Source organism: Klebsiella sp. 2680 (genome assembly GCF_900198535.1).
Classification (GTDB): domain Bacteria; phylum Pseudomonadota; class Gammaproteobacteria; order Enterobacterales; family Enterobacteriaceae; genus Klebsiella; species Klebsiella indica.
The window spans coordinates 153324-166814 of the sequence record NZ_FZNJ01000005.1 but is presented as its reverse complement, the minus strand read 5'-3'; the positions used below and the strand labels follow the sequence as shown (position 1 = coordinate 166814).

General features: G+C 56.6%; 9 protein-coding genes. 2 read left to right on the top strand and 7 right to left on the bottom strand.

Translation table 11 applies throughout. The annotated features are described in order from the left end of the window. Window positions 1–26: 26 nt before the first annotated feature. Window positions 27–725, bottom strand: coding sequence for a response regulator (locus FN037_RS19800; protein ID WP_142503027.1), 699 nt, complete (start codon window positions 723–725; stop codon window positions 27–29). Further along, entirely contained in the window at window positions 715–2340 is a 1626-nt protein-coding gene (locus tag FN037_RS19795) for a sensor histidine kinase (protein ID WP_142503026.1), read from the bottom strand. Before FN037_RS19795 ends, FN037_RS19800 begins: the two co-directional genes overlap by 11 nt. A gap of 327 nt (window positions 2341–2667) precedes the next feature. Here FN037_RS19795 and FN037_RS19790 point away from each other — a divergent pair, with 327 nt between their 5' ends. Next, window positions 2668–4023 carry a 2-hydroxycarboxylate transporter family protein gene (locus FN037_RS19790; protein ID WP_142503025.1) on the top strand — a complete coding sequence of 452 codons (1356 nt, stop codon included), beginning with the start codon at window positions 2668–2670 and terminating at the stop codon, window positions 4021–4023. A 167-nt stretch (window positions 4024–4190) separates the two neighbouring features. After that, complete coding sequence (gene citX, locus FN037_RS19785) at window positions 4191–4730, top strand: citrate lyase holo-[acyl-carrier protein] synthase (RefSeq protein ID WP_142503024.1); 540 nt, start codon at window positions 4191–4193, stop codon at window positions 4728–4730. A gap of 78 nt (window positions 4731–4808) precedes the next feature. On the opposite strand, the gene rluA is transcribed toward citX, so the two are convergent. The 5 genes from rluA to araA all read right to left on the bottom strand — a co-directional run bounded on the left by rluA (window position 4809) and on the right by araA (window position 13484). Then, the gene (rluA, locus tag FN037_RS19780; RefSeq protein WP_142503023.1) at window positions 4809–5468 is read right to left on the bottom strand and encodes a bifunctional tRNA pseudouridine(32) synthase/23S rRNA pseudouridine(746) synthase RluA; all 660 of its coding nucleotides are present in this window, start codon (window positions 5466–5468) and stop codon (window positions 4809–4811) included. A 12-nt stretch (window positions 5469–5480) separates the two neighbouring features. After that, window positions 5481–8387, bottom strand: coding sequence for an RNA polymerase-associated protein RapA (rapA, locus tag FN037_RS19775; RefSeq protein ID WP_142503022.1), 2907 nt, complete (start codon window positions 8385–8387; stop codon window positions 5481–5483). Between the two features lie 186 nt (window positions 8388–8573). Continuing rightward, window positions 8574–10931, bottom strand: coding sequence for a DNA polymerase II (gene polB / locus FN037_RS19770; protein ID WP_142503021.1), 2358 nt, complete (start codon window positions 10929–10931; stop codon window positions 8574–8576). Window positions 10932–11123: 192 nt separating this feature from the next. Then, window positions 11124–11819, bottom strand: a complete 696-nt coding sequence (araD, locus tag FN037_RS19765) for an L-ribulose-5-phosphate 4-epimerase (RefSeq protein ID WP_138361924.1) — start codon at window positions 11817–11819, stop codon at window positions 11124–11126. A 162-nt stretch (window positions 11820–11981) separates the two neighbouring features. Further along, the gene (gene araA, locus FN037_RS19760; RefSeq protein ID WP_138361925.1) at window positions 11982–13484 is read right to left on the bottom strand and encodes an L-arabinose isomerase; all 1503 of its coding nucleotides are present in this window, start codon (window positions 13482–13484) and stop codon (window positions 11982–11984) included. Window positions 13485–13491: the final 7 nt, after the last annotated feature.

Sequence of the window (13491 nt, the reverse complement as noted above, 5' to 3'; positions counted from 1 at the left end):
CCCTCTCCCCGGCGCGGGAGACGGCGTTACGATGTGCCGACGGCGCGGCGGTACATCCGCCGCGGATGGCCGATTTTGCCGTATAGCATTTCCACATCCAGAAAGCCGATTTCCACGCAGTGTTCCAGATAGCGTCGGGCGGTGGTTTTACTTAACCCCGCCTCATTCACCACTTCATCAACCGAAAAGCAGCGATCTTCTCTGTCGGTAAACAGGTTTTGCACCCGCGCCAGGGTTTTTTCTTCAATGCCTTTGCTGCCGCTATCGGCGCGGAAGTTTTTCGCCTGCAACTGATACAGTGAATCAACGTTCTGCTGGTCGACAATCTTCCATTCGCGCTGTTGATCGTAGAACTGCACGAACCGTTCAAGCGACTGGCTCAGACGCTTCCATGACACCGGCTTGAGGATGTAGTCGAAAGCACCGTTGCGGATTGCCAGACTGCAGGTTTCCATGTCACTGGCGGCGGTAATAAAAATCACCGAACAGTTAGCCTGGGCCAGAATGGGGTCGTTCATCAGGGTGACGCCTTTTCCGTCCGGCAGGTAGTTATCAAGCAGTAGCAGCTGCGGTGGCCTGGCGTTGAGTATCTGCCGCGCCTGGGCGAGGGATGCCGCCATTCCCGTGAGTCGCATGCGCGGGTGTTTATGGATAAGCTCGGCGTGCAGCCGCGCCAGTTCGCTTTCATCTTCGATGATCAGTACATCGACCAGGTCATGATGCATAGTGCGTCTCTTGTTGCGGAAGGGCTGGCCCGTTGGCGGGAATAAACAGCGTGAAAATCGCGCCGCGCGGCGTGTTATCGGCCACTTCAATCGTGCCGCCAGCCTGGGTGACATAGTGCTCAATAAGATAAAGACCAATACCGTGATCGCCACGGGTTTTGGTTGTGATCCCGCGTTCAAAAATGCGCTCGCGGATTTCCGGGCGAATACCGATCCCGCGGTCAGCCACCTCAATGATTAATTCCCGGGCATTAAGCTGAATCAGGATCTCGACCGCTTCGTGCGGCGTCGCAGCGCGCTGGGTGGCCTCAATGGCGTTATCCAGCAAATTACCGATGATAGAGATAAGTTCAGACTCCATCAATGACGGCAGCGGGCGGTCAATACGGCAGGCGGGGTCAAAGCTGAGTTCCACCCCTTTCTCCCGTGCGCGGGCGGCTTTACCCAATAGCAGGCCGCACAGCGTCGGGGAATGAAAACGCGATGAGATAAAGTCCAGCAGTTCCTGGGCGTGTTCCGACTGGGCCTGAATATAGCGAATCGCCTCATCATAGTGGCCCATATGCAGTAGACCGGAAAGCGTCGTCATACGGTTTAGCTGCTCGTGACGCATAATACGCAAGTTATCGACATAGCGTTTTACCTGGCTGAGCTGGGCGCTAAGGGAGTTAATTTCATCGCGATCGCGGAAGGTAATCACCCAACCCTGTAGCGCATTTTCCAGCATGATGCGTACCCGGCTGGCGAGGACGGTAAGCTGGTTAAATCGGCACAACTCATCGTGAGTATCGTTTTCGAGCATCTCATCGCCGGTGAAAAACGGCTGTGGGGTAATGACGCTATCGATTGATTTACCGCGCAGTTGGTGCGCGGGCTGGGTCAGCCCGAGCAGGCTGCGGGCAGCGTGGTTAATCACTTCAATGCGCCGATTATGATCGATCGCAATCACGCCTTCGTATATCGATTCCATCATTGCTTTTTGCTGGCGAACCAGCAGGCCGATTTCGCGTGGTTCCAGCGAAAAAATCTGTTTTTTGATGCTGCGGGTGAAGTACCAGGAGAATACAAACAGTGCGATCAGCAGTATCAATGCGGCGATAAAGAGATTGAGCGCTTTTTCCAGCGTAATGCTGTCGAGATAGCTGGTGAGGTAGCCGACGGAAACAATCCCGATAACCTGGCCTGCGTCATTGAAAACGGGCGCTTTGCTGCGCAGGGAAATCCCCAGCCCGCCTTTACGGATGGTGGTGATGCTTTTCCCCTCCAGTACGGCTTGGTTATCGCCGCCAACCAGCCGGGTGCCAACCCATTCCGGATGGACCGAATGAAACAGATGCAGGCCATGCTTGTCGCCAATCACAATAAAACTGGCGTCGCTGCGGCTGGCGATATGTTGCATAAACGGTTTGATGGCTTGAGCGTCTTCACGCGCCACCCACTGACGTAAATCCGGCATCAGGGCGATTTCTTCTGCCTGTATTTTCGCCCGGGCGCTCATTTCCTGATAAAGCTGATGGCTGGCATCGAAATAATAATAAACGCCGAACAGTGAGAACAGAACTGAGAAAAAGGCGACCAACGAAATGAATAACTTAAATTGAAATGAAACTTTCATAAGTATTATGCACAATATCAGAGTGGCGGCAGGCGATCATCTTTTGCAATGCCAACAGGGTTCTTGAGGGAAACTTGTGAGCGTCCATGCAGGGCAGGGGCCTGGTACCAGCATTATCCGCTGGCGGTGATTTATCAAGGTGAATTCGGCCACGGATTTAAAAACCATAAAAACCACGCCAATAAATCAGCGCGATATCACACCAATAATAAAAACCATAAAAACCATAGTGACCATAAAAACTTCGTTTTTAATCTGTTGATCCTCACATTAAGTCTGTGCGTGGCGCTCTAATCTGCAAAGGAATAATAATCAGAGGGCTTAATCATGAGCACCACAGACAACGCATTCCCTGCAACCATCGATCCTATTAATACGCCGAAAGCACCGCTAAAACAGCGCTGGTGGCACATTCTTGATAACTGGAAAGTCGGTATTATCCCCTTGCCGCTGTTTTTGCTGGCCGGCGGCCTGATCGCGATAGATTGTCTGGGCGGCAAGCTACCGAGCGATATTGTGGTTATGGTGGCGACACTGGCTTTTTTCGGTTTTGCCTGCGGCGAATTTGGTAAACGCCTGCCGGTGCTGGGGAAGCTCGGGGCGGCGGCCATCTGCGCGACCTTTATTCCTTCGGCGCTGGTGCATTACGGACTGCTGCCGGATGTGGTAGTGGAATCAACCACCAAATTCTATAAATCGACCAACATTCTCTATCTCTATATTTGCTGCATTATTGTCGGCAGCATTATGAGCATGAACCGTACCACGCTGATTCAGGGTTTTTTGCGGATTTTCTTGCCGATGCTGTGTGGGGAAATCGTTGGCATGCTGGTGGGGGTCGGCGTCGGTACCGTGCTGGGTCTGGAGCCGTTTCAGGTATTCTTCTTTATTGTGTTGCCAATTATGGCCGGTGGCGTAGGGGAAGGCGCGATCCCACTGTCAATTGGCTACGCCGCGCTGATGCATATGGAACAGGGCGTTGCTTTAGGTCGGGTTCTGCCGATGGTGATGCTGGGGAGTCTGACCGCGATTGTTATATCCGGCGGCTTGAATCAGTTGGGTAAACGCTTCCCGCATTTAACCGGTGAAGGGCAACTGATGCCAAACCGCCGCAACGAGATACAGGGTGAAAAGGCTACCGAGGGCAAAATGGATGTGACGACGCTGGCGTCCGGCGCGCTGTTGGCGGTGCTGCTGTATATGCTGGGTATGCTGGGGCAGAAGATGATCGGCTTGCCAGCGCCGGTGGGAATGCTGTTCCTCGCGGTGCTGCTCAAACTGGCGAACGGCGTCTCTCCGCGTCTGCAGGAGGGATCGCAGATGGTGTATAAGTTCTTCCGCACGGCGGTGACTTACCCGATTCTGTTTGCTGTCGGCGTGGCGATCACCCCGTGGCAGGAGCTGGTTAACGCATTTACCGTGACCAATCTGCTGGTGATTATCAGTACCGTGTCGGCGCTGGTGGCGACGGGGTTCCTGGTAGGGAAAAAGATTGGCATGTACCCGATTGACGTGGCGATTGTCTCCTGCTGCCAGAGCGGTCAGGGCGGTACCGGCGATGTGGCGATTCTGACGTCCGGCAACCGCATGAATCTGATGCCGTTTGCCCAGATAGCCACGCGAATCGGCGGCGCGATTAATGTTTCGCTGGGATTGCTTTTTCTTAGTCATTTCCTGGCATGATTTAACTTTTTTGTAACGATTAAGTCTGTTATTTATCGCAAAATGACGCAGAAAATTTCTGCGTCCTGTCTCCAAAATGCGGTGCATTTAGCGATACAATCAGCGCCGAAATTAGTGAGAGCGACGGTCGCCTGAGCGCTGTCTTTTATTGATGAGGAGAGAAACAAATGTCGGTGGATAGTCCCGCCTTTGAGGGCGTAAGCATGGAGGCGCTGCTGGCGGCGAGAGAGCAGCGTGCGGCTCGCCAGGCCGACTGGCTGGCCCATTATCAACAGCCGGTCATTTCGTTGACCCTGGTAACGCCTGGCGCGGTAAAAGACAGCATTCGCTATCGCAATATGATGGGCGTGGCGCTGCAGGCCTGTGACCAGATGTTATGGACACACCGCTGGCACACCCTGGACCGTCAGGTGCTATGGCTGCCGACCGGGCCGGAAGCGCTGTGGTGCGTTGAACATAACGCGAGTGAAATCAAAGCGTTTTGTACCGATCTGGAGCAGAGTCATCCGCTGGGCCGTCTGTGGGATATTGATGTGATCTGCCCGAAAAATGGCCTGGTTGGCCGGCAGTCGATGGGAGAAGATAAGCGCCGTTGCTTGCTGTGTGAAGAACCGGCGCACGCCTGCGCCCGTAGTCGTCGTCACGAAACCGGGCAGGTTGTTGCCCGCGTTGAACAGATGATTGATGCGTGGTTTGCCCGCGATTAACGCGAGCTTCCTGTTAGGTACTATAAGCGTCCCGGGTGCGCCGCTGGCGGCACGACCGGGACGGAGATCGTCGACCGGTCAGAAATCGATCGGCGCGCGGAACGTCATCGCGTTACCGTAAGCGGGATGGGTAATGGTCAGCGTTTCGGCGTGCAGTAACAGACGCGGTGCCATGGCCAGCGCTTCCGGCGGAGCATAAAAGCGATCGCCGAGAATCGGATGGCCCAGCGCCAGCATATGCACCCGCAACTGGTGCGAACGCCCGGTAATGGGCTTCAGGCGCACGCGGGCAGTGTTATCTTCCGTGAATTCCAGCACTTCATACTCGGTTTGCGCCGCTTTGCCTGTTTCGTAACACACTTTCTGCTTTGGCCGGTTCGGCCAGTCGCAAATCAGCGGCAAATCCACCAGACCTTGCGCTTTTTCCGGATGCCCCCACACGCGGGCGACGTACTGCTTTTTCGGCTCTCGTTCGCGGAACTGGCGCTTGAGTTCGCGCTCTGCCGCTTTGGTCAGGGCGACCACAATCACGCCGCTGGTGGCCATATCCAGCCGGTGCACCGATTCGGCCTGCGGGAAGTCGCGCTGAATGCGCGTCATCACGCTGTCCTTGTGCTCCTTCAGCCGACCCGGCACGGACAGCAAGCCGCTGGGCTTGTTGACCACCATAATGTGCTCATCCTGGTAGAGGATAATCAGCCAGGGATCCTGCGGCGGATTGTAGTTTTCCATCGCCATATTCGCGTTCCGTTACTGGTGAGTGACCACGATTAAGCGCAGCGCATCAAGACGCCAGCCTGCTTGTCCCAGGGCGTCCATCACCTGCTGACGGTTGTTCTCGATAGCCGCCAGTTCATCATCGCGGATGTTCGGGTTAACGGCGCGCAGCGCTTCCAGACGCGACAGTTCAGCGCTCAGCTTGTCATCCGCCTCGCTACGCGCGGCATCGATCAGCGCCTGGGCCGCTTTTGCCGCCTGGCCCTCGCCCTGTAGCAAAATTGCGTGCACATCCTGCTGGACGGCGTTGACCAGTTTACTCCCGGTGTGACGGTTAACGGCGCTCAACTGGCGGTTAAAGCTTTCAAACTCGACTTGACCGGCGAGGTTATTGCCGTTTTTATCAAGCAGCATGCGCACCGGCGTCGGCGGCAGGAAGCGGTTAAGCTGCAGATGTTTCGGCGCCTGCGCTTCCACGACGTAAATCAGTTCCAGCAGCAGTGTTCCTACCGGTAGTGCTTTGTTTTTCAGCAGCGAGATGGTGCTGCTGCCGGTATCCCCGGAGAGGATCAGATCCAGACCGTTGATAATCAGCGGGTGTTCCCAGGTGATGAACTGCGCATCTTCACGGGACAGGGCGACATCACGTTCGAAAGTAATGGTGCAGCCATCTTCCGGCAGGCCCGGAAAATCCGGGACCAGCATATGATCGGACGGGGTCAGCACAATCAGGTTTTCGCCGCGATCGTCCTGGTTGATACCGACGATATCAAACAGGTTCATGGAGAAGGCGATCAGGCTGGTGTCGTCGTCCTGTTCTTCGATGCTTTCCGCAAGCCGCTGGGCTTTTTCACCGCCGTTGGAGTGGATCTCCAGCAGACGGTCACGGCCCTGTTCCAGTTGCGCTTTCAGCGCTTCGTGCTGCTGGCGGCAGGTTTTGATTAGCTCATCGAAGCCATCGCTGTTTTCCGGCGCGGCGAGATAGTTAATCAGCTCGTTATGCACGCTATCGTAGACGGTGCGACCGGTCGGGCAGGTATGTTCGAAGGCGTCGAGTCCCTCGTGATACCAGCGCACCAGCACCGACTGGGCGGTTTTTTCCAGATACGGCACGTGGATCTGAATATCGTGGGCCTGGCCGATACGGTCAAGACGGCCGATACGCTGCTCCAGCAGATCCGGGTTGAACGGCAGATCGAACATCACCAGATTGCTGGCGAACTGGAAGTTACGCCCTTCGGAGCCGATTTCAGAACACAGCAGCACCTGAGCCCCGGTATCTTCTTCGGCAAACCAGGCGGCGGCGCGGTCACGCTCGATGATGGACATCCCTTCATGGAACACCGCCGCACGAATACCTTCGCGCTCACGCAGCACCTGCTCCAGCTGTAGCGCAGTGGCCGCTTTGGCGCAGATCACCAGCACTTTCTGCGAGCGATGACTGGTGAGATAGCCCATCAGCCATTCGACGCGCGGGTCGAAGTTCCACCAGGTACCCGTATCGCCTTCAAATTCCTGGTATATCTGCTCCGGGTAGAGCATATCGCGGGCACGTTCCTCTGCGGTTTTGCGTGCGGCCATGATGCCGGAAACCTTGATGGCCGTCTGGTACTGGGTCGGCAACGGCAGACGAATCGTATGCAGTTCGCGTTTCGGAAAGCCTTTGACGCCGTTACGGGTGTTGCGGAACAGCACGCGACTGGTGCCGTGGCGGTCCATCAGCATGGATACCAGTTCCTGACGCGCGGTCTGCGCGTCATCACGGTCGCTATTGGCGGCCTGCAATAACGGTTCAATATCCTGCTCGCCGATCAGGTCGCTAAGCGCGTTCAGCTCGGCGTCGTTCAGCTTCTTACCAGCCAGTAGCAGGGCGACGGCATCGGCAACCGGACGGTAGTTTTGCTGTTCTTCAACAAACTGGGCGAAATCGTGGAAACGGTTGGGATCGAGCAGGCGCAAACGGGCAAAGTGGCTCTCCATCCCCAGTTGTTCCGGGGTGGCGGTGAGCAGCAGAATGCCCGGCACGCGTTCCGCCAGTTGTTCGATGGCCTGGTATTCACGGCTCGGCGACTCTTCGCTCCACACCAGGTGGTGCGCTTCATCGACCACCATCAGATCCCATTCGGCGTCACACAGATGTTCCAGACGCTGTTTACTGCGGCGCACAAAATCCAGCGAGCAGATAACCAGTTGTTCGGTTTCGAACGGGTTAATGGCGTCGTGCTGGGCTTCGGCGTAGCGCTCGTCATCAAACAGGGAAAAGCGCAGGTTAAAACGACGCAGCATTTCCACCAGCCACTGGTGTTGCAGGGTTTCCGGTACCACGATCAGTACGCGTTCGGCAGCGCCGGAGAGCAACTGCTGATGGAGGATCATCCCGGCTTCAATGGTTTTTCCTAAACCGACTTCATCCGCCAGCAGGACGCGGGGCGCGTGGCGGCGACCGACGTCGTGGGCGATATTCAGCTGATGTGGGATCAGGCTGGTACGCTGGCCGCGCAGACCGCTCCAGGGCATGCGATACTGTTCGCTCTGAAATTTGCGCGCGCGATAGCGCAGGGCGAAACGGTCCATACGGTCGATTTGCCCGGCAAACAGACGATCCTGGGGTTTGCTGAAGACCAGCTTGCTGTCGAGCAGGACTTCCCGCAGGCTGATGTTGGTTTCCTGGGTATCGAGACGGGTTCCGGTATAGGTCAGCAGGCCATTCTCTTCTTTAACTTCGTCAATCTGGAGTTGCCAGCCTTCATGACTGGTGACGGTATCGCCCGGGTTAAACATTACGCGGGTGATGGGGGAGTCGTTGCGTGCGTACAGACGGTTTTCGCCGATGGCGGGGAAAAGCAGGGTAACCATGCGCGCATCCAGGGCAACGACCGTCCCTAATCCCAGTTCGCTCTCTGTATCGCTAATCCAGCGTTGACCAAGTGTAAAAGGCATATATGTTCGGCTCTTTAGTTCTTTAATTGCAGGCAATAGTTGCTTATCTCCGAAAGAATCGAAGATGCGTTAAAATTGGGTCCGGGAATGGAAAGGGCGCTATATTACTGGATGGCGGAACGTTCGTCACCACCTCCTCGCCCTTCATTTTTCGGCTTTTGTGCCAGCGGCGTGCGTAAGGCAATATCAAAATAGGCCCAGTTGCCCGGTCACAATTGTAGCAAAATCATCGTCGACAAAGGGAAGAATTCCTTCGGCGACCGGCTGTAATTGCTTTGACAAATAGTGCTCATAATCCAGCGGTGATTGTTGATAATCCACCGGCTCAGGGCCGTTGAGGGTCCAGACGTATTTAATGCTGCCGCGTTGCTGGTACTGCTGCGGCCTGCCCAGCCTGACGTTTTGCTCATCCGCGAGCCTTGCGGCGCGGACATGGGGCGGCACGTTACGCTGATACTCCACCAGCGGACGGCGCAGGCGTTTACGATAGACCAGTCGATCGTCAAACTCACCGCTCATTAGCTTATCGATGGTCTCGCGCACATAGTCGCGATAGGGCTGATGGCGGAAGATGCGCAGATAGAGCTCCTGCTGAAACTGCTGGGCCAGCGGCGTCCAGTCGGTACGCACCGTTTCCAGCCCTTTAAACACCATTCGCTGTTCGTTTTCTTCCTGAATCATCCCGGCATAGCGCTTTTTACTGCCGGTGTCGGCGCCGCGAATGGTTGGCATTAAAAAGCGACAGAAGTGGGTTTCAAACTCCAGCTCCAGGGTGCTGGTGAGCTCCTCTTTGCCCAGCGCCGTCGCCCACCATTCGTTGACGAAGGCCACCAGCGAGCGGCCGATGCTGCTGGCTTCCTCTTCGCTATGGGCTCGTTTGAGCCACACGAAGGTGGAGTCGGTATCGCCATAGATAACGTCATAGCCCCGGGATTCAATCAGCGCTTTGGTCTGGCGCATAATCGCGTGTCCGCGCATAGTGATGGATGAGGCCAGACGCGGATCGAAAAAGCGGCAGGCGCTGGTGCCGAGCACGCCGTAGAAGGCATTCATGATTATTTTCAGCGCCTGCGCCAGCGGTTTGTTTTTATGTTGTTTGGCCTCGTCGCGCCCGTGCCAGATTTGCCCGACAATCCCCGGCAGGCAGTGCTTTTCTCGCGAGAAACGGGCGCCAAGGAAGCCTTCGGTGCTGTGCGCGTCATCGGGCTGCGCCAGCCCTTCAACCAGCCCCACCGGGTCAATCAGAAAGGTGCGGATAATCGACGGGTACAGGCTCTTATAGTCCAGTACCAGCACCGAGTCGTACAGGCCGGGGCGTGAGTCCATCACGTAGCCGCCGGGACTGGCCTGCGGCGGCACTTCGCCGAGGTTCGGCGCAACGTAGCCCAGCCGGTGCATACGCGGGAAATAGAGATGGCTGAAGGCCGCTACCGAGCCGCCGTGACGATCCGCCGGCAGGCCGTTGACCGTGGCGCGTTCCAGTAAAAACGGCATGATCTCGGTTTTATGGAAGATGCGGGTGACCAGCTCGCAGTCCTGCAGGTTGTAGGTGGCCAGCGCTGGTTTATCCTGGTGAAAACGGCGGTCGATTTCATCCATCCGATCCCAGGGATTATCAATGGCTTTGCCCTCGCCGAGCAGTTCGCGGGCGACCGACTCCAGCGCAAAAGAGGAGAAGTTCCAGAATGCCGATTTAAGCGCTTCAATGCCGTCGATAATCAGGCGGCCGTTGGCCTGAGCAAAGAAGACGCCGTTTTTAAAACCGTGCTCGCGCCACTCCAGTTCACTGTTGCCGCGGCCGAGTATTAGCGGGATACGGTAACGCTCGGCGTGCTTTTGTAAAACGCGTAAATCGAACTGCACCACGTTCCAGCCGATCAGCACATCAGGATCGTGAACGGCAAACCAGGCGTTTAGCTTTTCCAGCAGTTGCGGGCGGCTGGCGACGTAGTGCAGATCGAAATCGACGGCAGGCGCTGAGGCGGGTTCAGGACCAAGCATATAGACGACACGCTGACCGCATCCTTCAAGACCGATGCAGTAGAGTTCGCCGTTACGGCTGGTTTCAATATCCAGCGAAACCCATTTTAGCGGTGGGCGGTAGTGGGGATTGGGCTTCATCCGGGCGTTGACCAGTTGCCGACCGCGCGCGTCGCCTTCTACCCATACAGGCGCGTTAATAAAGCGTTCCATCAGGTAACGCTCCGGCGGGCGAATATCGCCTTCGTATACCGTGACGCCGTTTTCGCGCAGCTTCTTTTCCAGCCGCATAAGCTGGCGATGCGCACGGCAGTAGAGGCCAAAAACGGGCTGGCGGTGAAAATCTTTCAGGGCGAGAGGCGCAAGGCGCAGGCCGTTTTCCCCCTGCAGCAGGCGCTCAACCTGCGCGCGCTGGGATTCAGGGATAAACGCGACGGATTCCTGCGGCGGCAGCGTAACCTCCAGCGGGCCATTATCGGTCGCCAGCCAGAACGTCAGTTCGGTGCCCTGCGGGGTATCCCGCCAGTGACGGGTGAGTAAAAAACCTTCTCGTGGCTGCGTCACGCCGTGCTCTCATCAATAAAAACCAGGCCTTATTATAACCTGGTTTATGGCGTGATGCTGGGGTTTTATACAGGTGTGGCGCGCGCTATCTCCCGGAGGCGGCGCTGCGCACCTGTCCGGGCTACCAGTCCCGCAGACGGCTGTGCACCTGTTGCCCGGCTAAGCGCAGCGCGAGCCGGGAATGCTGTGCCGCTACTGCCCGTAATAGGCTTTCGCGCCATGCTTGCGCAGGTAGTGTTTATCCAGCAGCGTCTGCTGCATATCCGGCAACTGCGGCGCCAGCTGGCGGCAGAAAATACCCATATAGGCGATCTCTTCCAGCACGATGGCGTTATGTACTGCATCCTCGGCGTTTTTCCCCCAGGCAAACGGCCCGTGGGAGTGCACCAGCACGCCGGGCATTTGCGCCGGATCGAGGCCTTTTTCACGGAACGTTTCGACGATCACCGCCCCGGTCTCCCACTCGTATTCACCGTTGATTTCATCGTCGGTCATCAGGCGAGTACAGGGGACTGCGCCATAGAAATAGTCGGCGTGGGTGGTGCCGGTCGCGGGAATCGACAACCCGGCCTGCGCCCAGATGGTGGCGTGACGGGAATGGGTGTGGACGATGCCGCCCAACGTCGGGAATGCCAGATACAGCAGACGATGCGTTGGCGTATCAGAAGAGGGTTTCTTATTGCCTTCAACCACTTCGCCCGTTTCCAGGCTCACCACAACCATATCCTCGGCGGTCATTATGCTGTAGTCGACGCCGGAGGGTTTGATCACCAGCACGCCCCGTTCACGGTCAACGGCGCTGACGTTGCCCCAGGTCAGCGTGACAAGGTTGTGCTTTGGCAGGGCCAGATTAGCTTCCAGTACCTGGCGTTTGAGATCTTCTAACATAATGTGCTCCGAAATAGCAGGCAAGTCAGATTTCCTTCACCCCGGCCTCTCCCAAAAGGAGAGGGCGAAAATCGGCAGGATGATCGGGTTTTTCTCCCGGGCTTACATCGCGCGATCGGTTCTCTCTCCCCGTTGAGGGGGAGAGGGTGAGGGGACAGCCGCTTAGCGTTTTGAACCGTAATAAACGTCGTTCCAGCGCAGCGCATCCTTGAAGGACGGCAGGCGCGTTTCGTTATCAATCACCGTCAACTCGATATCCTGGAGTTCGGCAAACTGGCGCATATCGTCGAGCGTCAGCGCCTGGCTGAAGACGGTGTGATGCGCGCCACCGGCAATAATCCAGGCCTCGGAGGCGGTGCGCAGATCCGGATGCGCTTTCCACAGGGCATTGGCCACCGGCAGCTTCGGTAGCTCGTGCGGAGTTTTTACCGCTTCAATGGTATTCACCAGCAGACGATAGCGATCGCCGAGATCGATCAGACTGGCAACGATCGCCGGACCGCTCCGGGTGTTGAAAATGATACGCGCCGGATCGGCCTTACCGCCGATGCCCAGCGGCTGGACGTCGAGAATCGGTTTCTCGGCGGTGGCGATGGTCGGGCAAACTTCCAGCATATGCGAGCCCAGCGCCAGATCGTTGCCGTTCTCGAAGTGGTAGGTGTAATCCTCCATAAAGGAGGTGCCGCCCTGCAGACCGGTTGCCATCACCTTCATGATGCGAAGCAGAGCGGCGGTTTTCCAGTCGCCTTCGCCGGCAAAGCCATAACCCTGCTGCATCAGGCGCTGTACGGCGAGCCCTGGAAGCTGTTTCAGGCCGTGTAAATCTTCAAACGTGGTGGTGAAGGCGTGAAATCCACCTTGTTCAAGGAAACGCTTCATTCCTAGTTCAATTCGCGCGGCATCAAGGAGGTTCTGCCGCTTTTCGCCGTGGATTTGTACCGCAGGCGTCAGGCGATAGCTGCTTTCGTACTCATCAACCAGCGCGCTGATTTCGCCATCGGTAACGGCGTTGACCACCTGCACCAGATCGCCAACCGCCCAGGTGTTAACCGAGAAACCAAACTTGATCTGCGCGGCGACTTTATCACCGTCGGTAACCGCCACTTCGCGCATGTTGTCGCCGAAACGGCACACTTTCAGATGGCGGGTATCTTGTTTAGAAACCGCCTGACGCATCCATGCCCCGATACGCTGATGGGCATCGCGATCCTGCCAGTGGCCGGTTACCACGCTGTGCTGCTGACGCATACGCGCGCCGATAAAGCCGAACTCGCGGCCGCCGTGCGCGGTCTGGTTCAGGTTCATAAAGTCCATATCAATAGTGTCCCACGGCAGCGCCGCGTTGTACTGGGTATGGAACTGCAGCAGCGGTTTGTTGAGGATAGTGAGGCCGTTAATCCACATTTTCGCCGGTGAGAAAGTATGCAGCCATACCACCATCCCGGCGCACTTATCATCATAGTTCGCGTCGCGGCAGATATGAGTGATCTCATCCGGCGTGGTGCCCAGCGGTTTAAGCACCAGTTTGCACGGCAGTTTGGCTTCCGCATTCAGACTGTTCACCACATGTTCTGCGTGTTTCGTAACCTGGCTTAGCGCTTCAGGGCCATACAGATGCTGGCTACCGATGACGAACCACACTTCATAATTATTAAAAATAGTCATTTTCATG

Coding starts and splice junctions, on each gene's coding strand:
- FN037_RS19800 (WP_142503027.1), bottom strand. CDS start 725: ATGCATCATGACCTGGTCGATGTACTGATCATCGAAGATGAAAGCGAA.
- FN037_RS19795 (WP_142503026.1), bottom strand. CDS start 2,340: ATGAAAGTTTCATTTCAATTTAAGTTATTCATTTCGTTGGTCGCCTTT.
- FN037_RS19790 (WP_142503025.1), top strand. CDS start 2,668: ATGAGCACCACAGACAACGCATTCCCTGCAACCATCGATCCTATTAAT.
- citX (WP_142503024.1), top strand. CDS start 4,191: ATGTCGGTGGATAGTCCCGCCTTTGAGGGCGTAAGCATGGAGGCGCTG.
- rluA (WP_142503023.1), bottom strand. CDS start 5,468: ATGGCGATGGAAAACTACAATCCGCCGCAGGATCCCTGGCTGATTATC.
- rapA (WP_142503022.1), bottom strand. CDS start 8,387: ATGCCTTTTACACTTGGTCAACGCTGGATTAGCGATACAGAGAGCGAA.
- araD (WP_138361924.1), bottom strand. CDS start 11,819: ATGTTAGAAGATCTCAAACGCCAGGTACTGGAAGCTAATCTGGCCCTG.
- araA (WP_138361925.1), bottom strand. CDS start 13,484: ATGACTATTTTTAATAATTATGAAGTGTGGTTCGTCATCGGTAGCCAG.